A 25,690-nucleotide genomic window follows, 5' to 3' on the forward strand; every position below is an offset into this window, starting at 1 on the left:
CATGCCGTGAAATTCAGTAATTTGTCATATAAAACTAAACGTAATTAGAAAATAACAATGAAATGGATGCACTTACAACTTAAGGTACTGGCTGTTTTTTTATTCTTTGTGAGCTGCTTTGCAGCCGCTGAAGATTATCAGATTGCACCTGCAGCTAACTGGGTAAAACAACATAAGTTACTAACCCCTGAGATTCCTCGAGACCAAATAAAAGACGGGACTTTCTACCTGATGCTCGACACTCAGCTTCAGGTATCTGAACAAGCCCCACAGCAACGCTTTAATCGCACTGTAATGCAGGCAGTCAATCAGTCTGGGGTTGATTATATTAGCCAGCTAAATATTGATTTTGACCCAAACTACCAATCTCTTACGCTCAATAGTTTAGGCATTATTCGTGACGGCCAATATATAGATAAACTAAATAGTGCCGAGCTTCAGGTGTTACAGCGCGAGACCGACTTAGCAAGTCGTATATACAATGGCACCTTAAGCCTAAATGTCATTATTGATGATATGCGGGTCATGGATATTTTAGATTACAGCTATACGGTTTCGGGCAGTAACCCGGTTTATCAGCACTTCAGCACCATGCGTACACTTAATTGGTCTGTGCCGATAGTGCAGCAATTTATGCGGGTAAAGTGGCAAAAGCCTACGCCCTTATATATCAACTTTATGAATGGCGAGTCGCCAGTTACTAAAACCAAGTTAGATACGGGTTTTGACTACCAAATTAGCCAACACAATGAGCCGACCCTTAGCTCTGCAAGCGAAGTACCGCATTGGTATTCGCCTTACAAGGAAGTGTATTTTTCTGAAGTAAATAATTGGCAAGAGGTAGTCAATTGGTCGTTACCTTTGTACCAATCTGCCATCGAAGTTAGCCCTGCTATTGAAACAATTGCCCGTCAAATTAAGTTTCAACATGCCGATTTAGAGTCTCAAATTGTCGCAGCCCTGCGCTTTAGCCAAGACGAAGTACGTTATTTGGGCCTAGAAATGGGCACCAACTCGCACCAGCCTACTCCTGCATCAGAAACCTTGGCACTGCGCTATGGCGACTGTAAAGACAAAACCGTCTTGCTCATTTCTTTACTTAAAGCGCTCGGCGTAGAGGCTCACCCTGCTTTAGTTAACACTGAAGACAGAAAACGTACTGCTAGCTTACCGGTCTCCCCTAGTTTATTTGACCATGTCATTGTCACCTTAGAGCACCAAGGTAAACGCTATTGGCTTGATCCAACCATTTCGTATCAGCGCGGCGATTTAGAACATTTAGCTCAACCGAACTATGATGTCGCGTTAATCATAAAGCAAGGTGAAACAGGCTTTACAGATATGTTCACAGAACCTGCCCTAAAACGCGTTCAGGTTTTTGATAATTATCAGATCCCAGAAGGTATTAATGAGCCAGTTAGTTTTTCAACTCAATATAAATACGGCGACTTTGAAGCAATTAACCGCCGCAGTTCAATCGCTAAAAACAGCTTAAAAAGCGTAGAAGATGATTACCGCGAATATTATCAAGATACCTACAAAGGCTTACAAACAGCCAAACCTATGCTGGTTGAATCTCCAAAGGACACCGGTCAGCTAATTACCAATGAGTACTATACTATCGATGACTTTTGGCGACCTGAGGGTAATGATTTTCAAAACGACTTTTACGCCAGTGAAATTCAAAACTCAGTTTATAAGCCAGAACAGCGAGAGCGTAACAATGCACCAATGTGGTTTCGTTACCCAAATAATATCGAAACAACCATAAAGGTTACGTTTACGGACTCTAATTGGCAGTTTGATGATGAGCAGGTCACAGTCGACAACCCATTTTTTCATCTCGAAAAACGCGTGACATTTAAAGACTCGGTGTTGACCTTATACTTTGATTACAGTGCGAAACAAGATCATATTCCAGCCGATCAAATAGACCTTTACCTAAGCGAGCGCAAAAAACTCAATAACGCGACCCATTTCGGCATCATTAAATACGGCACAAATAGCGCCACAACCACACCAGCGGATGACGAAGCCAATTGGTATAGCATTTTTATTTTAAGTTACTTGGCGGCAATCATCTTTTTCATCGCGGCTTGGCGTATAGAAGCAAGTAACCGCCCAGTTTTTGCTGAGCAACAGTTCTACCCTGTCAGTAACAGTAAGTTTGTTATTTACAGCTTATTGAGCTTAGGAGTATTCATTAACTACTGGAGCTATCGCAACTGGAAAGCGATAAAAGAGCAGCAACAAAGCCATATTATGCCGATTGCTCGAGGGATATTCGCACCACTGTTTTTTATTCCGTTGTTACTTGAACTTTGCAAGCACAGCGAACAAACCTTTGGCAAAAATAAGATCATGCCCGTCGCGGTTGGGTTCGTGTTATGGCTGGCGATTATCATTTCTGAAATCGTAAGCTATAACTGGGAATATGGTACTTGGCTGTTTTTAGTTATACCTATTCTATGGTTGCCACTGGTTAATTACATTCAAAACCTCAAGCAACCACAGCAGGCTCTTGAGTACCACTCTCATTGGCGAGCGAGGCAGGTTATCATTTCGATATTCATGTTGCCTTGGTTATTTTATGGCTTAATTTATGAGCTATATTTGTTGCCAAGTTCAACCATAGTAACCGGTGATAAGCTTTGGTCTTATCAAGTTAACTTTTTAAAAAGAAAAGAAATTATTCCTGCTAACGAGAATGTACATTATTTTTATAGTGACGCATTTTTCGATTTTAAAACTGATGGAAACGGCATCACAGAAAACACCATTTTTAGTTACTGGGAAAATGAGCAAGGTGTGCTCGAAAAAGATCAACGCCGCTTTAGTGACATTAAAGAGCTCAACGTTGATTATGCTAAAAGCGCCCTACTAACCTCTACGCTAACTGTCATTGACCACAATGGCGATGAAATGCTGTTATTTTTGAGCCATGAAGATGACTTAGATAAGAAGTTTGTCGCTGAGGTAGAGCGCTTAATTAAAGCTAATACCCCAGCAACTGAGCAAAACGCAGATTAAGTCAGTCGCTTAATCATGCGTTTTAAAGCGGGCGCTTTCAGAGGCTTATAAAGCAATGGATAGCCCGCATCGAGCACTAACTCGCGTATTCCTTCGTCATGATTCGCGGTATTAACGATGGCAGGTAAGCGTGTTAGTGCAGCTTGCTCAATCACTTCAAGGCCCGTTACCCCATCATCAAGCTGATAATCAATAATCAACAATTGCGGCAGGGCTTGGCTTGCCTTTAACTGCTCAAGCTCCGCTAAGTTAGTGGCCGTTGATATTTCGCAGCCCCAATTTTCGAGTAACTGCTTTAGTGCCTCTAACACGTTGCGGTCGTTATCAAGCAACCAAATACGCAATTGCCCCAGCTCTGTTTCTTGTGATGCCTCAGCACCTTTCGCTTGCGCTGGCGCAGCACTCACTTTACAAGGTAGAGTGAGGGTAAATTGCGTGCCTTTACCAAGCTCAGACCCCATCACTAGGGGGATTTTAAGTAAGTCACATATACGTTTAGTGATTGCCAGCCCTAAGCCTAAACCCTCGGCGCTTGGTTTTGCACCAAGCTGTTTAAACTCTTGGAAAATAGTTTGTTGATCGCTCGATGCAATACCGATCCCTGTGTCTTCAACAATAAAGGATACATGGTCGTCGTCGTACTGCATTTTTAAGCGCACTTCACCTTGCTCGGTATAACGAATCGCATTACTCAAAAGGTTACGCAGCACTCGTCGCAGCAGCGCTTTGTCGGTATGCAAGCGCACATCGCAGGTTTCAATAATAAACTTTAAGCCTTTTTCGCGGGCAAGGGCTTCGTAGTCATTACGCAGCGGCTCAACCAACGAGCTGGCAGCAAACTCACTCATTTGTACTTTAAACGAGCCCGAATCGAGCTTGGTTAACTCTAAAATACTCGATAACAACTCTTCGGCGCTGCCCAATGAATTCTTAATATTCATCGCCAGCTCTTTAAGTTCGGTATCTTGGGCTTTTTCATTCATTAAAGAACAAAACAAGCTCGCAGCATTGAAAGGTTGCAGCAAATCATGGCTAGCAGCAGCAAAAAAGCGCGTTTTACTGACCGTTGCTTGCTCCGCCACTTGCTTTGCCATCGACAACTCTTGGTTTGCTTGGGTCAGAGCTAAGGTGCGTGCCGCTACTTTTTCTTCAAGGCTAACATTTGCTTCGGTTAACGCTTTTTGTTGTTTTACGAACTCGGTGATGTCGGTATAGGTTGTTACAAAGCCGCCACCAGGCAGTGGGTTACCTTGCATTTCAAACACACGGCCATCATTGTGCGAGCGCTGATATTTATAAGCACTACCTTGGCGTAAATAAGCTAAGCGTTTTTCGACTTCGCTGGTCATACTCTCACCGCTAAATAAGCCGCGCTCGGCATTAAATCGAATAATATCAGCTACTGGGCGGCCAATGTATAAAGCATCGTCAGGATAAGCGAACATGCTTTTATAACCCTGGTTCCAAGCAACAAGACGCAGCTCACTATCAACCACACTAATCCCTTGTTGAATATTTTCGATTGTTGACTGCAATAAATCACGATTAAACTTAAGTACTTGGCTCGCTTCATCAACAAATTCAGCAACCTGCTCTAAAGGCTGACGCTGCTCATTTTTAGCCACATCTAAAATAAGCCGTGCTGATGCTCCCCCAATCACCGCTGACATCTCGCGCTCAACTAATAGCTCTAACTCAACATTGGCAGGACGCTTCCACTTACTTTTATCATCCGGAAAGTAATGATTTACCAAAGACTGTGCAGCTTCTTTTTCGGCAAATCGCTGCATTAGCGCGCCTAAGTCATGGTAACTCAAAGGCTGTAGATGATTACTCACTCGAGAATCACTAAGCTGAGAAACAAACTTATTGCTCTGCAAACGCTCAGCCAAAGTTGCACGACTAAATAACGGCACTAGGAAATACACTAAACAGTTCGCACCTAACGATAACAGTAGCGCCTGGCTGATGCTTTCCATACCTAAAGAGAATAAATCAGTAGGTGCTAACCAGCTTATTCCCCAAGGTCCATTCTCAAGCCATAAGCTATCGCTACCTAAACCTCCAGCGATATTCGGCAGTAAAAGTGTGTAACCCCAAATAATAAAGCCGCTCAAAATCCCCAGTTGCGCACCACGACACGATGCTTGTCGCCACCATAAGCCAATGATCATGGCCGGTGAAAATTGCGCGACTAAGGTAAACGACATCAAACCCACATTTGCAAGGGTTGTGCTTTCACCCAGCACTCGGTGAGTAAAATAACTAAGCAATAAAATCAATACGATAACGATTTTACGAGCATGTAATAGATTGTTTTTATCAAGCCCGCGGCTACTCGATGTAAGTTGAGAGCGGCGTAAAATAAACTGGTTAATAAAGTCATTGGTGATCATCACTGAAAGCACAATTGATGACACTATCACCATACTGGTTGCCGCTGAAAAGCCACCTAAAAAGGCTAATAACGCCACAAAGGCATCATCAGCTGCCATAGGTAAAGCTAATACAAAGGTGTCGTAACCGACTTCTTGGCCTTGAAAGTAAATTAATCCGGCGTATGCAATCGGTAGAATAAACAGATTAATGAGTAATAGATAAATCGGAAATAGCCAACGTGCCGAGGCCAGTTCTTTATCGTTATTTTTTTCGATAAAGCTCATGTGGAATTGTCTTGGCAAACATAAGGTCGCCAAAATACCGAGTAAAGTATGGGCAACATACACATAGGTTGGACTTTGCGTGGCAGCCACTTGCTGATCAATATTTAGATCTCGGGCTTTTTCAAACAGTGCTACAGGACTGTCGAACAAAGCAAAACAAACATACAAACCCACCGCTAAAAACGCCAATAACTTAACCACTGACTCAAAAGCAATACTGGCTATCAGGCCTGGGTTATGCTCACTGGGTTTTAAGCGCCGAGCACCGAACAAAATAGCAAAAAGTGCCAACACGATGGTGATATAAAAAGTACTATCGGCCCACACTTCGTGGCTTTGCATCATTGAGCGGTTAGTTAGTAAATTAATACTTTGTGCAGTTGCACTTAGCTGTAAAGAGATATAGGGCACAATCGCAATCACTGAAATAAGTGAAATTAGCCCAGATAAGCTAGACGACTGACCATATCGCGTAGCGATAAAATCAGCCATCGAGGTTATTTTTTGTTGCCTACAAATATGCGCTATACGGCAATACACTTGCCAACCAAAAATAAATAGCAAAATGGTGCCGGCATAGGTCGGTGCCAACCACCAGCCGTTATACGCAGCTTGTGCGGTAGTACCAAAAAACGCCCATGAAGTGCAATACACCCCAAGAGACAAACCATAGGTTAACCCTTTGAAGGGTAATACTTTTCTTTTATCAGCCCACCCAGCAACCGCAAATAAAATTGCCAGATACACAATTGCAAGAAGGCTTATTGACCAAATTGAGAACATCGTATGTGATTATTTTAATTGTTATAGCCCCCAGCATAGTTTTTATTGCTAGTAATTTACAGCCTAACTTTAGTGCTAATGCACTGTATTACAGAAGTTTAAAAAACAGACATAAAGAAATGAGAATTATTTTCAATTGAGTATTGACAGATATGCAAATCTAATTGATAATCAATATCAACAAGACAACGAAGTACTTGTTCGGAATAAACTGATTTGTTTCTCGACCCTGAAACACGTGTGGCCCACGATAAAGCTAAGATCGCCTGTTGCTAATCGCAACGCCCCTTGATGTTGGCAACAGGTGGTCGCCCTACTATTTTACTTGCTACATTGCTCATATCGGTGACGGTAGATATGAAACTAAAAAAGCCCTTATAGGGCTTTTTTTATGTCTAAAACAAAACGACGAGTTATTAACGACGGTTTTTACGCGCACGCGCTCGGCGTTGCTTTTTTTCTTCTTCTTTAGCTGCTTTTTTAGCCTCAGCAGCAGCGCGAAGCTGAGCAACCATTTGCTCTTCTTCTTCTCGCATAGCCGGGGTTTCCATGGTAATACGGCCAATAATGCCATCGCGTAATTCATTAATAAGAATTTCAGACATTTTGTAAGTATCGATTTGATTACCACCGCGGATACAGCCACGCTTTTTACCTGCCATTTCAACAAACTCCCAGTCAGACTCTGGTAGCTCATCAATTTTATAACGGCTTTTTAAAAGCTCTGGGTATGCATGCAATAAATATTCAGCGGTGTAACTTGCCACTTCTTCATAATCGATAGCGGTATCACGAATTGCACCGGTTGCACCTAAACGATAACCTGAGTTTTCGTTCTCTACTTTCGGCCATAACATACCCGGCGTGTCGTAAAGCATAATACCATCGTCAAGCTTAATACGTTGCTGCGCTTTTGTTACCGCAGGCTCATTGCCTGTTTTTGCCACAATACGGCCAGCTAAAGTATTAATAAGTGTTGATTTACCAACATTTGGAATACCCATGATCATGGCTTTAATTTGTTTATCGGCACCCACTTTATGCGGCACTAATTTTTTACAAAGCTCATTAATACGGTGCACTTCACCTGCTTTATCATTACCAAAATCAATCGCTTTCACACCACTTTGCTGCTCAAAGTAGTCTTTCCAAGCTTGCGTTAACTTAGGATCAGCCAAGTCCGCCTTATTCATGATTTTGATCACCGGCTTATCGCCACGCAGCGCAGTAACCATTGGGTTTTCACTACTATAAGGAATACGGGCATCAAGTACCTCAATGATCACATCCATCTGTGGCATGATTTCTTTAATTTCGTTGCGGGCTTTGTTCATGTGACCCGGGAACCACTGTATTCCTGCTCTACTCATTTAATTATTAAGCTCTTATTTTAAAGGCTAACGCCATGGGGATTTTGCTGATAGGTATAGTTTACTACATCAAGCAGGATTGTTTAAAAATAAAATCACGCCTTCCATCACCACGAAAGACGAGCGACTACATGCGCTGTATCTGCATGCAGTGAGAATGACCAACCATTGCGCTCACATAAGCGTTGCACAATACCTAAACCTAAGCCATAGCCGTGAGAAGCTGTTTCAGTCGCCGTATGCTGGGCATCACCGCCACTGAACTGATTGGTGATTAATAATTCATGCTCTTTAATCAAAATTGCAATCGGTACCTGTCCTGCAAGGGTATGCTCAAATGCATTTCGCACCAGGTTATTAACCGCAATAGAAAATGCCTGTGCATGCCCATAAATTATGGGGTTGGCAAGCTCATCAAGTTCAACACCAACGAGTTTACCGTTTAACAAATAGCGTTGCTGCTCTACTGCTTTTCTTACCAGTGGCATTACTAAAAACTGCTCATCATACAAGCCATCATCAGTTTCACGAGCAAGACACAAAAACATTTCGATCATTTTATTCATGTCGTATGTTGCCCGCCTTACACGATCTATCACCTTCATATCGGCAGGAGTCAATTGGCTTTGTTCTAAAAGCTCTAGGGCGCCGGTAATGACTGTCACTGGCGTGCGCAATTCATGGCTTGCTGAGTCTGTAAAATAGCGTTCTCTTGCGATGAATGCACTAACTCGCTCAAAAGCCTGCTCTATTGTACTTGCGAGCATGCCAACTTCATCATTTGTATATCGGTTAGCATCTATACGCTTGTAATCTTCGTTTGATAATTGCTCAGGATCAATGTCGGCCACAGCTTTAGCAAGTTGAGTTACGGGAGCCAAAGCTCGACGCATCACAACAATTCCAAGCCCAAAGCCTAGTAACCCCAATGTTCCTACAAGGCTGCTAATAATGAATAATAACCACCAATCCTCTGACGAAGAAGCCTCAATCTGCGCGACATCAAACACTACAAACCCATGTGACTGCTCATTACCTGTATCAATAACGGCAACATGTAATTCTTCGCTATCAAATTCATACAACCCAACTGCTGGATTTGTTTGCGCCCACGTTTGAAGTGATTGAGGTAAGTTATCTACTTTATCGTACGCCTTAAGATTTGTAGTAATGGCAGGGTAGTTATCTGATGCAACTTGCAATTGCTGGGTTAGCACTCGATCTTCACTCAATCTTATTGCAGCAAAGAAAGCAAAACCCCATGCAATACTCAGCACAGCCACACACATTGCAAATGCGATAGCGACACGTTTGTGCAAACTATGCCGATACATTATTGGAAGTCCTTTGCAATTCGATAGCCGATACGGTGCACTGTATGAATCAATGGCGTATCAAATGGTTTATCAATTGCCTGTCTTAACTTGTACATGTGCGAACGAAGCGCATCACCATCAGGAGGCTCATCTGCCCATAATAAAGTTTCGAGACTATCGCGTGTAACAACAGAAGGAGATACCTCCATTAACCGCTGCAATAACTTCATACTTGCAGGATTAAGCTCAATAAGCTGACCAGCACGATATACTTGCAAGGTGGACTTATTCATCGTTAGATCAGACACAGTCAATACTTTGTTGGTATTGCCGTGACTCCGCTTATAAAGAGCTTGCAGGCGCACATGTAACTCTTGCAATGCGAATGGCTTTACCAAATAATCGTCGGCTCCTACTGCAAATCCTCTCAGTTTATCATCAAGCGTGTCTCTCGCAGTGAGCATAAGTACAGGTGTTTCAACGTCAGCTTCAGCTCGCAACTTTTGACAAAAGTGTAAGCCATCCATCCCTGGAAGCATTAGGTCTAAAACAATGACATCAAACTTGTTGTTCATCGCTAGTTGCATTGCACTTATACCGTCATAAGCAAAGTCCAAGAGGTAACTGTGCCTTTCTAGATACGCAGCAATATTCGCACTAATGTCACGGTTATCTTCAACAATCAAAGCTCTGATCGGCTCAGTATTCAAAGCATCTAGCATTTTTATTCCTTACCAAGCGTAATCAAATCGCAACCCGATCAGCGGTTCAGCTTCGCTATCGTCAACGACTTCAATTCCTCGGCGGTAATCAAACTCAGTGTCATCAGCTGATGAAGCTGCCGTGACATTTATAACATCAAGAAAGGCGGTAACATCAATAGGACCAAAGGCACGTCGGTAATCTACACGAACATTCAATGAGCCTGATCCTTCTTTGCGGCCAACATTACGCTCTGTAATTTCCTTAGAGTAACGTAAAGGCTGTCCTGGCCCCAAAACATCTTCATGTACAATAAATATGTCATCTGGTCTGCCAGAAAGGTATTTATATCGTCCAGCAAGCTTCCAACGGTCACTTATCTCCCATGTCAGCCCTAACGTGGCAACATGTTCACGACTAAATTCAGCAGCTACGTCGCCAAAACCATCCTTTCGGTCTACGACCGCATCATTGTAAGAATAGGTTGCACTGGCGTAAAGACCTTCGAAAATAGTAGCATTAAGCACAAAATCAGCACCATATGAAGTACCATCACCATCATTTGCATAAGTTCCACTGGTACGGTCTAGGTCAACCACTAAGTTGCTAAGCTGCTGATAATAAACTTCCGTTAGTAATGACCAGTTGGCATTAGGGAAATATTTAAAGCCAACACTCGTATGGGTTATTTTTTCAGTTTTAAGATTATTAGTCTCGTTAGCCGCGAGTTCTAAATATCGCGGTGACTGATGAAATAACCCCGCCGTTGCAAAATACCTTACCTTTTGACTTGGCATCCAGTTAATGCTGAATCGAGGTGATATAAAACTTTCATCAGCAAACCCATCTCGTTCAAATCGTAAACCTGTACCAAAATCCCAATCACCCATTTCAAAAATTTGTTCTATATAGCCTGCATAGTTTACTTCTTTCAAAGACGTGACTGAATTAAGGCTTTCAGGTGTTAGTACAATAAACTTTTGCTGTGAGTCAGGTCTATAATCGTCACTATCATAAACAAACCGATTCCATTCACCATCTAAAAATGTGCTGTAATCTAGTTCAATTTGCGTAATTCGGGCACCGACGCTCAACATCCCTAATTGATTTTCTACCTCAAAATCACTTCTCCAACCAATTTCTGTTTCACCTTCAGATATAGTAATAATGTCTTCTCGACTAGGGTATTCAGAAGCTGGCGTTCCCTCGGGTACAAGATCTGGATAAGCCTCACCTTCAGAGCTCAATTTATCACTTTTTCGGTAGTAAACTTTATTAGTCAAAACAGCGGTTTCACCAAGCAACGTAGTCAATGTTAAACCATACAGGTCACTATCTTGCTCAGCATTTTGCAATGCAGTATCTTCAAAATTAGGTGATTCAGAAACATGCTCAACGCCACGAGTATATTTCTCATGCGTATCCATGAGTAACACTTCAAAAGTGTTATTTTGATTAATGGGTATCACTGATTTAAAAATAATATCCCTTAAAACAGGTTCACCAATATCTAGCTCTTCGATAGTTTCAAACAAGGCACCAAAATCTAGCCGCCTTGCAGAAAAAAGCATAGTTGCTTCATCAGTGATATTTATAGGGCCGTCATAACCAACTTCATAACCAGCAAGGTCGTAGCGAAAACTTGCAGATGGGCTAGGGTTACCATCGGCCACTTCTAGCTTCAGCAAAGATCCTGCACGACCACCATAAGCTGCTTGCCACCCGCCAGGGGAAAATTCTGCTCCATTTATTACATTTGGGGCAAATATAGAAAAGCGACCACCGCCTCCTACATCTTCCTCTTCACCTAACGTCGCATCAAAGTGAATAGCTTTATCAAAAGGAAAATCATCAACAAAGAGTAAATTATCTCTTGGGCCTCGACCACGCACACTAAAACTTGCAAATTCACTGTCAGATGCGACACCTGGCAATCCATCTAGAGAAAGTAGTGGATCTGCACCTCCTCCCACGGCACTTCGCAGAAATTCTCTGTCGAGATAGGTGCTAGAACCTGAAGTAAATGTATCAGCTTGTTGGGCTCTTACTTCAACTACCTCTATGGCTTGTTCTCTAAGGTCAAATTCAACCTTCGTATTTTTTCGTGTTACAACGCGAATACTTGGTTCGTATAAAGCCGCAAAACCACTTTTTGTAATCTTTATTGAGTAAAGGCCCGGATCGAGTTGTTCAACAACAATACGCCCTTGTAGATCAGTTTGTAAGGTTTGTATTGCAGAGGTTTCTCGTTTCTTAAGTATGACTTGTGCGTTTGGAAGTGGTCGATCTGTAGTCTGATTTTTGACAATAACCGTTATTGCCCCCGGCTCTTCTACTGCGTAAGAGTAAAATGCCAAACTACTCAACAATAGCCATGCAAGTGACCAGAGTATCTGTCTAAATTGTTCTCTCATAATTGCGTCCCTCTTGGCATCAACCATGATCTTGATTTCAATAACTTGCACATACTTTCATCCTCCCAAATAGCCCTAATTATTGAATTCGAGTTAATCAACTTTAGACGTTAGCAAAGTAAATGTGACTAAAATGTCACCGAAGTAATTTAGGTTTACGAATACCGCTTGTGATAATAAATAAGGATTAACCTAGAGTTTCGCTGGAGATATTTAAGTGTCGGTAAGATTAATTGCGCTATAATGGCGCAAATTTTTTCAAGTAAGCAATTATGGCTCTTAAATCAACCATTATTAAAGCGCAATTATCGTTAAGCGATATGGACCGCCACATTTATCAAGATTTCAATTTAACACTGGCACAACACCCATCAGAAACCGAACAACGCTTGATGATCCGCTTGTTAGCTTTTGCACTTAATGCTCGTGAAGGCTTAGAGTTTACGAAAGGCTTATGCGCAGATGACGAGCCTGAGCTTTGGCACATTAACTACAGCGAAGAAATTGAACTATGGATTGAGCTTGGACTACCTGACGAAAAGCGCCTGAAAAAAGCCTGCAATAAAGCCAAGCAAGTTATTTTGTATACTTACGGTGAAAATAACCAAGCAATTTGGTGGCAAAAACATCAGCCTAAGTTGTATGATTTTAAAAACTTGAGTATTTTTAGTCTCGATTATGCTGCTACTCAGGCATTAGCAGAGTTAGCCGATCGCAATATTAAGCTCACTATCACAGTTCAAGATGGCGAAGTATGGGTTAGCTCAGATACAGCAAATATCGAAATTAAACCGCAACAGTTAATGTAAGGAATGCGATGGCAATTAGGCAGGTTGTAGTATTACACGGACTTTATATGTCGGGCTTTGTGATGCGTCCACTTTGCGCGCGCCTTGAAAAGTCAGGTTTAAAAATACTCAATTTGACCTATAACACGCTCTCTCCCGATAGAGCGGCAATTTTCGATAAGATTGATCGCTTTATCGGTGGTAAGCCGACCGCCTTAGTTTGTCATTCTATGGGCGGCTTGGTTGCTCGCGCTTACTTAGAGGCCAATTCTCTTCAAAGTCGCCATGTCGAAAAGGTGATCACCTTAGGCACCCCGCATAAAGGCAGTCATATTGCTAAGCAAATGCAGCAAAAGGGCTTTGAAATGCTGTTAAAAAACAGTGTGGAATTTTTATTATCAGAGAATGGGGATTGGCCGTTTGATGCCAAGCTTTATAGTATTGCAGGCGATTTACCAATAGGTCTAATGCCGCTTATTGCCAAAGGTAGTATCTCTGATGGTACGGTGTTGATGGATGAAACTAAGCTCCATGGCATGGCAGAACACAAGGTGTTTCATTTAAGTCACACCAGTATGATCTACTCACGCCAAGTGATGGATTACATTATTAAGCTTATAAATCAAAGTGAGTGATACTTTAATCTTCAGCACTTGCAGCCACTTTATATGAGATTAAAACGATGATCCCTAAGATCAGTGGCACAGGTGCAGCAATGTAGCCAAAGGTATCAAAGTTTGCGAAGCTAGCCCCAGCTAGATGACCTACCAAACCGATAACAAATGCAAGTAATGCAATCACTACAACAACTATTTCAGCTTTGCTTTCTTTAACTGTTTTACCGTCCATTTTTCTTCTCCTGGTTAAATGCGGTAAAGTCATTATGCGCTTCTGGTTCGTTGATTTTTTGACCCAAATCAAATTCTAAATCAGCGTGTTTGTAAGCAGATGCAAACCTTGTTTTAGATCATACTTTCTGCCTAATTTTTGGATATTTATTAAATAAGGTAGATTTTTTGCTCAGTTGCCCCAAGTCTATATAAAAGTAATTCAAAGTTATGTTGATAGTGCATAAATGGACAAAACAAACCTTTGATAGTTAAAACCTATCACTGTGTTCGAATTAAACCATTTTACAGATTAATCAAGATGACTAATACTTAACGTCAAGCACTAGCAAGTTAACACTTAACGGTTTTTTAAGGAGCAATCTATGTCACAGGTAAATGCAATTGGTTTAAACAGCGCAAAAAGTGAAGACATCGTAAATTCACTAAACTCTTTACTAAGCTGCTACCAAATTCAATATATGAACGCACGCGGCTTTCATTGGAATATCAAAGGTCGTAACTTTTTTGAATTACACCTTAAATTTGAAGAAATTTATAACTTACTACTTGAGAAAGTAGATGAAATTGCAGAGCGTATTTTAACTTTAGGTGGTACACCTGTACATGCATTCTCTGAGTACATCGAAGATAGCAAGATTAGTGAAGCAAAAAACATCACTGAAGGCACTGCTGCAGTAGAAAATCTATTAGCAGGTTACAGCACGCTTATCCAAATGCAGCGTGAAATCTTAGCACAAGCAGGTGATGCAGACGACGAAGGTACAGCATCATTAATGGGAGATTACATCAAAGAACAAGAGAAACTTGTTTGGATGCTAAAAGCTTACCTTGATTAATATTCTGAATTGACACGAAAAAGCCCTCAAATGAGGGCTTTTTTATATTCAGAAGGTATTACTTTAACCACTTTCTTAAATTATCGTACTCGGGTCTTGCTTGAAAAAAGCTTTCAGCATCTGGGTGAAAATTAATATCCATCTCTACACCTGACCAAACGGTTTCTAACAAATTGCGAGCAATAATATTTGCTTTAATATAGTCAACACTTTTGTAACCCCGCGCTTTTACGGCCTGAAAGTAAGCCCTTGCAATCTCAATACTATCAGCAGTCGCTAATTCAAATTGCTCCAAATTAACCACAGCATACTGAATTGAATGTTCAGGGTATTTCATGATTTCTTGACCAACTTCGATACTAAATGAAGCAACAGCTTCTTTGTTAAAGCTGCCACTAATTTCCACATAAATCACCGGCGGCTCAACAAAATAACGCCAATCACCATGGGCTTTAAACATGCTCACCCCTTTGAAATACAACTTAAGTTTTATGCTTATAGCATCTATTCACTTATTTATCTAAGTCTTAATTTGGTAATAAAGCAATAAAAAATGCCATTTCTAATGCCTTTTCTTCAAGACTTTTAAAGCGTCCCGATGCACCACCATGACCTGCATCCATGTCGGTTTTGAACACCAAGATGTTGTCATCGGTTTTAAATTCACGCAGCTTTGCGACCCACTTCATTGGCTCCCAATATTGTACTTGAGAGTCATGGAATCCGGTGGTGACGAGAATATTAGGATAAGCCTGGGGCTCGATATTATCGTAGGGCGAATAGGCTTTAATCACATCATAAAACGCCGGGTCATTTGGATTCCCCCACTCGTCATACTCATTCGTTGTAAGTGGAATACTCTCATCAAGCATAGTGGTTAACACATCTAAAAATGGCACATGGCAACCTATCCCTAAATAAAGCTCAGGCGCTTGGTTGACCACAGCTCCCATTAGCAAACCACCAGCACTACCGCCCGATGCAAATACTTTATGCGGGTGTGCATAGCCTTGCTCAGTAAGCACACGAGTAACATCAATAAAGTCACTAAAGCTATTTTGCTTATGTTGCTTCTTTCCTTGCTCATACCAATGGCGACCTAGCATTTCTCCACCACGAATATGGGCAATCGCATAAACAAAGCCACGGTCTAGTAAGCTTAATGAGCTACTTGAAAAGCTAGGATCGATGGTAATACCGTAGGCACCATAGCCATACTGTAACAGCGGGTTCGTGCCATTTTTATTAAATTGATCAATACGGTAAACCAATGACACTGGCACTTGCTCGCCATCTCTTGCTCTAACCATTAAACGTTCTGAGCGATAATGCTCTGGATTAAAATCCCCAAGCACTTGCTGTTGTTTTAATAAGGTTTTGTTACCTGTTTTTAAATCAACATCATACAAAGAGCCCGGTGTTGTTAAGCTTGAATAATAAATACGTGCAGAGCTCACATTCGGCTCAGGGTTCATTGCAATTGCAGCATAATAACAAGGGTCATCAAACTCTAACGTCAAGCGTTGAGCATGCTGATTGACCACCACAAAACGTGTTTGACCTAGCTCTCGTTCTGTAAGAATAAGGAAATTATCAAAAATCTCGACCCCTTCTAACAACACGTTTTCACGATGTGGAGTATGCTCTTGCCAACGCGTTTTATCGGCAATAGTGCTTTGCGTTGCAGTCATTAAGCGAAAGTTTTTCGCTTGCCAGTTCGTCACAATATAGAAGGTATCACCCAGTTTATCGACATCAAATTCATGGCCTTCTTCGCGTGGCATTAATGCGCTGAATTCACGCTCTGGGTTATTAGCGTCAAGCACCCACATATCATTTGTTTCTGTGGTCGCAAGATCAATAATAATTAGGCTTTCATCACGGCTTTTTCCTAGTCCCATAAAGAAGCTTTTATCTTGTTCTTCGTATACAAGTACGTCATTTGCTTGTGGCGTACCTAAAACATGGCGGTAAACTTGAAAACCCAACAGGGTTTGTAGGTCCTTTTTAACATAAAAAACTGTTTTATTATCATTAGCCCACACCACTTGACCTTCGGTATTTTCGAGAACATCGCTAAACATTTCACCACTGGCGATATTTTTAAAACGCACAGTATAAATACGGCGGCCCTCAGTATCTTCAGAATAGGCAAGTAGCTGCTCGTCTGGGCTAATTGCAACCTCGCCTAGTTCATAAAATTCGTAGTCAGCGGCTAATTGGTTTACATCTAACAATAACTGCTTATCACGCGCTTCAATTGAACTGCTGCGATAATGACGTGCATATTCATCATCGCCTCGTACTTCTGAGTGATACCAATATTTGCCATCTTTAACGGGTACCGTGTTGTCATCTTTTACAATACGGCCTTTTAACTCATTGAATAACTGCTCACGAAGTGGTTTTATGTCGGCTAGTTGCTTATCGCAATAGTCATTTTCAGCATTTAAGTGCGCTAATACATCTGTATTTTCACGCTCATCATCACGCATCCAATAATAATTATCGGTGCGCGTCTGTTGGTGAGTAGTTAATTGGTGTGGCTGTTTTTTTGCAACAGGAGGGTGCGCTAATAAAGACAAAGAATACGAATTTGACGACACAAGAAAAAACCAAAATAAAAAACGAATTGCTGGCAGTTTATCACAGAATTATACCAATCAGCTTAATTAAGTAGTCTATTTTGAGGCAATAAAACCTCGTTGATAACAAGGCAAAAATTTCGTTATTTAGTTGTTCTAAATGAGAAATTTTTAACGCAGTTAGCGGCAGGTTTAATCCCTCAAAATGATTAAGTATTATTGCGGGTTGGTATTAAAAAAGCCCACTCAAATTGAGTGGGCTAAGCAATGCTAAAATAGCATTTAGGGGGAAACTTTTAATGCGCTACTTGCTAATGCGATACTTGTTGCCAAGCCATAGCCCAGCTTTTTCCTACACCCGGTTCAAATAGCGGATTGTGTGAATCTTTAACACGACAAAACTCGCTAAATGGCCATGGTTTACACATGTAAATATGGCCTGTTTTGGGCTGTAGAACTTTAACACCCGCACTGTAATCGCTGCATGCTTGTGGGTATACATAGTCGTAATCTTGTAGACTATCTTGCACTCGCTCTTTACATTTTGCGATGCAATTAAACGCCACTTTCACATGCGTAATGCCCGAGCCTTCAAGGGCATAAATTTGGTTTGAACGGTACGCAACCACTAAACCTTGTTCAGTCATTTTGCCCGCTTTTACTAGCGGAATATGCACGTTTATATGCTCAGCAACAGAACGTGGCCAATTATGAGGCTCACCCTGATCGGAACTGCTGATCGGGTATTCGAATGATAAATCGACTAGCTCTCCTTGCATGTCATAAAAGGTCACAATCACCCTATCACCAACAAACAGTTGGGTATGATGATTCAAGCAACCAATCGGCAACCACTTCCCGGAGGCCATTGACGTATGCATAAACAAAATATCACCCTAAGAACAACTAATAGGTATTATCCAACAACCGAACAAAAAATACTTTTAGTTTGAGGCAAGTGAACCAAAGCACTAGATTATGTGCTTATCAGCGGCCCCGCTATCATAGTATAAAACCTTAGACCGGAAACTTTGCGTCCTAACCTTTCAGTTAGTTTGCCAAAAACAAGATTGAGTATAATCGTGACCGAATCACAAATCAAACAAAAGAATGTAACCAAACATCTTATATAGCAAATAGTTACTAGAAATGCATGAGATACAAAAAAGCCAACCGCTTGGTTGGCTTTTAAACTGATGAGACTTTTAATCTCTTGCTAGATTTCTTCTGGTCACTACTCTGTGGCCTGCACGGAATATATTCAAGAAGCCATTACCTATATCACTCATAACAATATACAAACAAGGTACTAGTACTAAAGTGATTAGGGTTGCAAACATAACCGCAAAACCAAGTGCGACAGCCATCGGAATTACAAATTTAGCTTGCAGACTAGTTTCGAACATAATTGGTAAGACACCGGCAAAGGTTGTAATTGAAGTCAGGGTGATTGCCCTAAAACGCGCACAACCTGCTTCAATAACCGCTTGGCGAGTTGAAATACCTTCGCGGCGTGCTTGGTTCACAAAGTCGGTCATAACTAACGAGTCATTAATTACAACACCCGCTGCAGCAATCAAGCCAAAGCCTGACATCAAGCTAATATCTAAGCCAAACCAGAAGTGGCCCCAAATAGCACCAGTTAAGCTAAATGGAATAACCGACATAACAATAAGAGGTTGTGAATAGCTTTTAAGCGGCACTGCAAGCAAGATATACACTAAAATCATACCGCCTATGAAGAACATGATTTGCTCGTTAGCTTGCGCTTGTTGTTCTTCAATAGAACCACCTAGCTCAGTTTTAACTGATGGGTATTCTTCTTTTAACTGCGGTAATAAGTTCTCATCAACTTGCTTAACAACTTCACCCGGTTCAATCGCTTCTTCATCGATACTGCCGTAGATATACACAGTACGATAGCCACCTTCACGGCGAATATAGCTAATACCAGGTTTTTCGTTCAGTTCAACAACATCACCTAGCATCACCTCTTGGCCGGCTGGCGTTGTAATCACGGCATGCTTTAATGATGCAAACGCTTCACGGGTTAGTTTAGGGTAACGAACCATGACACGCACTTCTTCGCCGCGACGAATAACACGTTGTGCTTCACCACCATAGAAGCTTGCGCCTACTTGGTTAGCAATGTTGGCAAGGTCTAAACCTAGATCGTATGCCACAGGTTTTAAGCTTAATTGTACTTCTTTGCTCGCCGGATCGATGGTCGAACTAATATCAAACAAGCCTTTTTGCTGTTGTAATAGTTGGATAAAACGACGACCAGCATCATTTAAGGTATCGATATCTGGGCCGTACAGTAAATAACCAAACTCACCATCCATACCACCACCATTCACGTCATCGTAAATTTGCAGTGATTTCACGCCAGGGATACTTGGCATTTGTTCACGCCAACGACGAGATAATTCAAACGCGTTGTACGGACGTAACTCTTCGTCTACCAACGGAGCAAGTAACTGTGCTTCAGTACGACCTTGGTTGAACACTAAGATATCGCGAATAAGCTTTTGACCAAATTCTCGCTCTGTCTCTTGATCTACTTTTTGCACCATGGCTTCTATGTCACGAATAGCATTGATTGTTTGTATATCAGATGCATTTTCATTCATTTCTAGGCGAATTTGCGGGAAGTCATGAGGTACTTTTGGTGTTGGCACCACTCGCACTTGGTTTGATGAAATTAAGCCAAACGTCAAAATCAATAAACCGATAAATGCAAATAGAACAAACCAACGCCACTCTACACAAAGCTCAATAAAACGTTTATATGGACCATTAACAAAGCTAAAGAAACGTTTGTTAAAACGAGCTCGCCAGCTATTGGGGTTAATTGGTGGAAACTTAGTATGAGCAATGTGAGCGGGTAAAATAAGTTTCGATTCAATCAAACTAAATACTAGGCACAAAATTACCACAACCGCGATACCGAAGAAGAATGCGCTCTCTGGTCCACTTGATAATGTAAATGGTGCGAATACGGCAATTGTTGTTAAAACACCAAATGTTGCCGGGGTAGCAACACGCTTTGCGCCATTTACCACGTTCACAACACCACCGCCTTTTTTCTCAATTTCGGTATAGGCGCTCTCTCCTATTACTATGGCATCGTCGACCACGATCCCGAGTACCATAATAAAGGCAAATAACGACACGATATTAATACTGATACCAAATAATGGCATCATCATCATTGCACCTAAGAAACACACAGGTAAACCAATCATTACCCAAAGTGCTAGCTTAAAGCGTAAAAAGATAGACAACATAATGGCAACCAAGATAGCACCTTGAATTAGGTTGGTTTTCATCATGTCTAAACGTGCGTTAAGGTAGTAGGTCATGTCCATTAATGGCTCTAGACGTAGACCCGCTGGTAACTCTTTATTCTTTTGTTCGATAAACGCTTTAACCGAATCAGCAACCGGGATCATATTTTGTTCTTTGGTTGCTTTTACTGATAAATAAACGGCATTTTCACCATTAAATTTAAAGTAACGCTCACCTTCAATGAATTGGTCTTTGATTACAGCAATATCGTTTAAAAGCACTTTAGCGCCATTAGCACCAATTTTTACTGGGATCTGGCGGAACTCATCACCGTTATAATATTGGTTTTCAACGCGCACCGAGATAATACCTGCGTCAGTACGTAATTGACCTGCTGAAATATTAGCAGAGTAACGACGCACAGCACTGGCCACATCACTCAGTGTAAGGTTGTATTGACGCAGAGAGTCAGGATCGATTTCTATCGCAATTTCATCGAGTGGTACATCATTTTGTACAAGTGATACATTTGATAATTGCAGTAATTCATCTTCAATTCTGTTTGCAACTGGCTTTAGCTCAGTAAGCGGAATATCACCAACGAGCGTCATACCGATCACGTCCTGGCGAAATTCAACCTGGCTGATGGTGACAGGCTCCATTCCCGCAGGGAAAGTAGCAATACTGTCTACACGTAGTTTCACTTTATCGAGAACATCAGTAAGTTCTGCGTCCGTGTTGATCTCTAAACTCGCACGGCCACTATTTCGAAACGAGCGATATACACCACGCTTAATCTCGGTAACGTCTTTTAGTGACTCTTCAATTTTGATCAGAATACTTTCTTCAATTTCCTGTGGCGAAGCACCCGGATAATTGGCCTGTACTTCAATATAGTTAATTTCAACATTCGGGAACATCTGGCGTTGAATAGTGAAATAACTAATAATCCCCATGATGATGATAAACACCATCATTAAGTTCGCAGCGACCGAGTTATTGGCAAAATAGGCAATAAGGCCAGACTGTTTTTCTGTGTTTGTATCAGTCATAATGCTACCTTAAAGCTTTTCAACCGCTGCAGTTTCTGCATCGCTTGTCATTTCTTTCATACCAGCAATCTTCACTTCCATACCCTCTTGAGGATACTCAGGTAAAGTAAGAACCAACTGGTCATTCACTTCAAGGCCATCACTAATATAAAAGTACTCACCTTCTTCACGCACTACGGTTACTTTGCGTGGTTCAAGTTTATTCTCATCGTTAACAATCCACACTGTTTGGTTGTTCACCAAAGACTGCGGTAAACGGTAGATATTTTGTAATGTTGCACCAGCAAAGTTAACTTGTACGTAAGCACCAAATTTAATTGGTTGCACGTCGTGCTTTAAGCCATATGGGTCATCAACACGAACTACTAGGTTGCTCATACGAGTCGCGTTATCAACAACACCTAAGTCACGATCAATTTCAGCTTCACGAGTAAAGCTGTTTAATCCTTTATTGATAATGGTCGCTTTTACGCCTTTTAAGCGTTTTGGTAAAAATACACTATCGAAACCAGCGATTGGTACGATGATTTCTGCGCTTTCAATATTATTAATTTCAGCAACTTGGCTGCCCACATTAATGTATTGACCGACACCTATTTCACGGCTAATCACAAGTGCATCATAAGGTGCTTTCACTTCGCAGCGAGCAAGGTCACGCTCGGCACGTTTTAATGCAGCTTGCGCTGATTTAACAGCGGCTTGCGCGCTTAACACTTGAGGTTTACGTAGGAATAAGTCAGTGCGCTCACGTTCTGGGTAACGTCTTGCTTCATCTTCTGCTACTTTAGCTTGTGCTTGCTCTTCAATCAGTGCCGCTTGAGCACTGGCAAGTGCTGCTTCAGCTTGTAGTACAGCCGCTTCGTAGTTATCTTTTTCGATGGTGAATAACACTTCACCGCGAGCTACGATACCACCAGCAACAAAGTTTGGATGCCAGCTCGTTACTTCACCTGCCACTTGCGAGGCAATCAAAGTACTTTCTAGCGGTTTAACTTCGCCGTAACTGTTAATGATCACTTGATGATCATCGCTTGCTACTGGCTCAACCTGCACCAAAGGACGCACATCAACTACATCCTTGTCTTTAGGCTCTTGAGCAATAGCGTTGATTGCCATAAAACCAGCAACACCAACAATTAATGCAACAAATGGTAAGATCCATTTTAATAAACTTGTGCGCATAACTTACACCTATAATATTTTAACTGGCTCTATCATACCAAAGCTGACAGAAACATTAATGCGACATTTGTAAGGAACTGTTACAAAAACGGTTAAATAAAAAATATAAATCAGAAAAATGACTTAAGAACAATTTGTTACAAACAAAACGAAAGAAATATCAAAAGCTTACAACCATACTTTCACACTTGTTAACAAATGACCTTTTATCAAAGAGTTAATTCATTAAACTTGATTGAGAAATAATTAAAGGAACGAGTTAACAATGAAAATAACAAACATTGCGCTGGCACTAAGCCTAGCACTTGCCATGAATGGCCACGCAGCCGAAGCTAAAAAAGAAGAAAAAAAGCCAAAGACGCTGGCTGAAATGATCAAAGATAAAAGCGAGTTTGCTGGTGTTTTCAGCATTTACCAAGATGCGAAAACGGGCGACAACTTAATGGTGATCGACCAATCACAACTAGATACCCCGTTTGTGTATTTTGCTCACACGGTCGATGGTGTTACTGATGCAGGTCACTTCAGAGGGGCATACCGCGAGACAAAGCTCATTGAGTTTCGTAAGTATTTTGACCGTATCGACATTATTAGCAAAACGCCACGCTATAAATTTGATGAAAGCTCTGCCCTAGCACGATCTGCTGATGCCAATATTAGCGAAGCTGTACTTGCTAGTATCAAAATTGAAAAAGAAGAAGATGGTAAAATCGCATTTAATGTTGATAAGCTATTTTTAAGTGAAGCACTTCATAAAGTGTCACCTTGGTCGAACCCAAAAGATAAAAATGCAAGCAAACGCTTTAAACTTGGTAAATTAGATGACAAAAAATCACGAATTGTTAAGCAACGACCTTATCCAAATAATCTAGATGTTGTGGTTGATTACGTATTTTCTAATGCCAACCCAACAGTACGAGGTTCAAACGCCGTAAGCGATCCTCGTAATGTTTCAATTAAAGTACAGCATTCATTTGTCGCGTTACCAAAAAATGATTATCAAGCTCGCCAAGATGACGCGCGTATTGGTTATTTCACTAACGAATTCGACAATATGACATCCGCTGATTGGGCACCTTATGAAGATGTAATCAAACGCTGGGACTTACAAAAGAAAGACCCAACAGCGGCACTTTCTGAGCCAGTTAAACCTATTACTTGGTGGATTGAAAATACCACGCCAGTTGAGTGGCGAGACACTATTCGTGATGCAGTGCTCGCGTGGAATAGCTCATTTGAAAAAGCGGGCTTTAAAAACGCCATTGAAGTAAAAGTACAACCTGATGACGCTGATTGGGATGCAGGCGATATTAACTACAACGTATTACGTTGGACTGCATCACCACGCCCACCATTTGGCGGTTATGGTCCTGCCCTTGCGAACCCATTAACCGGTGAGATCTTAGGTTCTGACATCATGTTAGAGTATGTTTTCATGAAAAACCGTTGGATGTACGACACCTTATATACCCAAGGTGCAGCCACGCTTGAAACTAGCCAAAGCAGCACAGAATTACATTGCTCACTAGGTCACAGCATTCAAGAAAACATGTTACTTGCAAAAGGCTTAGGCACAGGTGCAAGCATTGAAGACAAAGAGATTTTACGTCAAGGTTTAACTCAGCTTGTTTTACACGAAGTGGGTCATACCCTTGGTCTTAACCACAATATGAAATCATCTATCTTGTGGGATGAAAAAGAAGTTCACGATAAGAGTAAAACGCAAGGTATCGTAACGGGGTCAGTTATGGACTATGCCCCAGCAAATATCGCCCCTATTGGCATGCAGCAAGGTGATATCTTCCAAACAAAACCAGGCCCTTATGATGATTGGGCAATTGAATATGGCTATAGCCAAGCTTTAGCTGATAAAGCCGCTGAGCAGCAGCGTCTTGAAAAAATTCTCGCTCGCTCATCAGAGCATGCTTTAGCTTTTGGTAATGATGCTGATGATATGCGTGCCCCAGGCCGCCATATCGACCCACGTGTAATGATTGGTGATATGTCATCTAATCCTGCCGCTTATGCTGATGATCGCATGGAGCTTATCAATAAGTTATTTACTGAGCTTAAAGACAAAGCCACTGTTAATGGTGAGTCATACCAACAGCTTGTTACCTCCGCGAACATTTTATTTAGAAGCTACAGAACACAAGCCGGCGTAGTATCTCGTCAAATTGGTGGTGTTTATGTAGAACGTAATGTGGTGGGCGATGACAAAAATGGCGCACCATTTACGCCAGTGCCACTTGAGCGCCAGCAACATGCAATGCAAGTGTTAGCCGACAAAGTATTCTCGCCTAATGTACTTGCTAACATGCAACCGCTTTATAACTACCTGCTACAGCAACGTCGTGGTTTTAATCATTACGGTAAAAATGAAGACCCTAAACCACATGGCATGATTTTAGGCATGCAAAAGCTGGTACTGGCTCAGTTATTACACCCGGCTGTAATGCTGCGAATTTCAGACAGTGCAATGTATGGCAACGAGTACTCACTTAATCAATTTATGAATGACTTAACGACAAGCATTTTTGTAGATAGCAAAAAAGCAAATACTCTAAGTCACAATCTACAAGTTGAATATGTGAATCAGCTAATCGCGATTGCTGGTTTAGGTAAAGCGAGTAAGCACGACAACCTAGCCAAAGCTGCCGCGCTTTATCAGTTAAATCAAATTGCTGATATGAGCGTGCCATGGGGTGCAGACACCGCAGCAAAAGCGCATAAGCAATATATCGATCGCTTAATTAGTAAAGCCCTCGAAGCATAAGTAAAAAAACACAAAAAAGGCTGCCAATTGGCAGCCTTTTGTTTTTAAAAG

Annotated in this window: 16 protein-coding genes and 1 riboswitch; of the genes, 5 read left to right on the plus strand and 11 right to left on the minus strand. The window is 41.4% G+C overall.

Going from position 1 to position 25,690, the window contains the following annotated elements:
• Positions 1–57: 57 nt before the first annotated feature.
• Positions 58–3,030 carry a DUF3857 domain-containing transglutaminase family protein gene (locus tag J3455_RS16370; protein ID WP_349562046.1) on the plus strand — a complete coding sequence of 991 codons (2,973 nt, stop codon included), beginning with the start codon at positions 58–60 and terminating at the stop codon, positions 3,028–3,030.
• Here the strand turns inward: J3455_RS16370 and J3455_RS16375 are convergent.
• From J3455_RS16375 to J3455_RS16395, 5 genes are all read right to left on the minus strand, one after another.
• On the minus strand, positions 3,027–6,476 hold the full coding sequence (locus tag J3455_RS16375; protein WP_130050218.1) for a PAS domain-containing hybrid sensor histidine kinase/response regulator: 3,450 nt from the start codon (positions 6,474–6,476) through the stop codon (positions 3,027–3,029). The genes J3455_RS16370 and J3455_RS16375 overlap by 4 nt on opposite strands.
• A gap of 416 nt (positions 6,477–6,892) precedes the next feature.
• Positions 6,893–7,846 (minus strand): ribosome biogenesis GTPase YlqF, encoded by a 954-nt coding sequence (ylqF, locus tag J3455_RS16380; RefSeq protein ID WP_138558098.1) that lies wholly within the window; start codon positions 7,844–7,846, stop codon positions 6,893–6,895.
• 107 nt (positions 7,847–7,953) lie between these two features.
• Entirely contained in the window at positions 7,954–9,180 is a 1,227-nt protein-coding gene (locus J3455_RS16385) for a sensor histidine kinase (protein WP_233786769.1), read from the minus strand.
• Positions 9,180–9,884 carry a response regulator transcription factor gene (locus J3455_RS16390; RefSeq protein ID WP_130050215.1) on the minus strand — a complete coding sequence of 235 codons (705 nt, stop codon included), beginning with the start codon at positions 9,882–9,884 and terminating at the stop codon, positions 9,180–9,182. Before J3455_RS16390 ends, J3455_RS16385 begins: the two co-directional genes overlap by 1 nt.
• A 9-nt stretch (positions 9,885–9,893) precedes the next feature.
• A complete protein-coding gene (locus J3455_RS16395) occupies positions 9,894–12,278 on the minus strand; it encodes a TonB-dependent receptor (protein WP_349562047.1) in 2,385 nt (794 codons plus the stop codon).
• 272 nt (positions 12,279–12,550) lie between these two features.
• On the opposite strand from J3455_RS16395, the gene J3455_RS16400 reads away from it, so the two are divergent.
• Both J3455_RS16400 and J3455_RS16405 read left to right on the plus strand, forming a co-directional pair.
• Positions 12,551–13,087 carry a YaeQ family protein gene (locus J3455_RS16400; RefSeq protein WP_130050213.1) on the plus strand — a complete coding sequence of 179 codons (537 nt, stop codon included), beginning with the start codon at positions 12,551–12,553 and terminating at the stop codon, positions 13,085–13,087.
• 8 nt (positions 13,088–13,095) lie between these two features.
• The gene (locus tag J3455_RS16405) at positions 13,096–13,701 is read left to right on the plus strand and encodes a PGAP1-like alpha/beta domain-containing protein (protein ID WP_130050212.1); all 606 of its coding nucleotides are present in this window, start codon (positions 13,096–13,098) and stop codon (positions 13,699–13,701) included.
• A gap of 4 nt (positions 13,702–13,705) precedes the next feature.
• On the opposite strand, the gene J3455_RS16410 is transcribed toward J3455_RS16405, so the two are convergent.
• On the minus strand, positions 13,706–13,915 hold the full coding sequence (locus J3455_RS16410; RefSeq protein WP_054562952.1) for a hypothetical protein: 210 nt from the start codon (positions 13,913–13,915) through the stop codon (positions 13,706–13,708).
• Positions 13,916–14,279: 364 nt separating this feature from the next.
• On the opposite strand from J3455_RS16410, the gene J3455_RS16415 reads away from it, so the two are divergent.
• A complete protein-coding gene (locus J3455_RS16415) occupies positions 14,280–14,753 on the plus strand; it encodes a Dps family protein (protein ID WP_167658259.1) in 474 nt (157 codons plus the stop codon).
• 58 nt (positions 14,754–14,811) lie between these two features.
• Here the strand turns inward: J3455_RS16415 and J3455_RS16420 are convergent, their stop codons facing one another.
• The 5 genes from J3455_RS16420 to J3455_RS16440 all read right to left on the minus strand — a co-directional run bounded on the left by J3455_RS16420 (position 14,812) and on the right by J3455_RS16440 (position 22,863).
• On the minus strand, positions 14,812–15,213 hold the full coding sequence (locus tag J3455_RS16420) for a hypothetical protein (protein WP_349562048.1): 402 nt from the start codon (positions 15,211–15,213) through the stop codon (positions 14,812–14,814).
• 67 nt (positions 15,214–15,280) lie between these two features.
• The gene (locus J3455_RS16425) at positions 15,281–17,359 is read right to left on the minus strand and encodes a S9 family peptidase (protein ID WP_349562049.1); all 2,079 of its coding nucleotides are present in this window, start codon (positions 17,357–17,359) and stop codon (positions 15,281–15,283) included.
• 290 nt (positions 17,360–17,649) lie between these two features.
• Entirely contained in the window at positions 17,650–18,219 is a 570-nt protein-coding gene (locus tag J3455_RS16430) for a chitin-binding protein (protein ID WP_250661439.1), read from the minus strand.
• Between the two features lie 105 nt (positions 18,220–18,324).
• A riboswitch (cyclic di-GMP riboswitch) is annotated at positions 18,325–18,408 on the minus strand.
• A 135-nt stretch (positions 18,409–18,543) separates the two neighbouring features.
• On the minus strand, positions 18,544–21,681 hold the full coding sequence (locus tag J3455_RS16435) for an efflux RND transporter permease subunit (protein WP_286260146.1): 3,138 nt from the start codon (positions 21,679–21,681) through the stop codon (positions 18,544–18,546).
• Positions 21,682–21,690: 9 nt separating this feature from the next.
• Positions 21,691–22,863 (minus strand): efflux RND transporter periplasmic adaptor subunit, encoded by a 1,173-nt coding sequence (locus tag J3455_RS16440; RefSeq protein WP_130050206.1) that lies wholly within the window; start codon positions 22,861–22,863, stop codon positions 21,691–21,693.
• 265 nt (positions 22,864–23,128) lie between these two features.
• Here J3455_RS16440 and J3455_RS16445 point away from each other — a divergent pair, with 265 nt between their 5' ends.
• Positions 23,129–25,639 carry a zinc-dependent metalloprotease gene (locus J3455_RS16445; RefSeq protein WP_349562050.1) on the plus strand — a complete coding sequence of 837 codons (2,511 nt, stop codon included), beginning with the start codon at positions 23,129–23,131 and terminating at the stop codon, positions 25,637–25,639.
• Positions 25,640–25,690: the final 51 nt, after the last annotated feature.

Source organism: Pseudoalteromonas sp. NFXS39 (assembly GCF_040148775.1).
In the GTDB taxonomy this organism is placed as follows: domain Bacteria; phylum Pseudomonadota; class Gammaproteobacteria; order Enterobacterales; family Alteromonadaceae; genus Pseudoalteromonas; species Pseudoalteromonas apostichopi.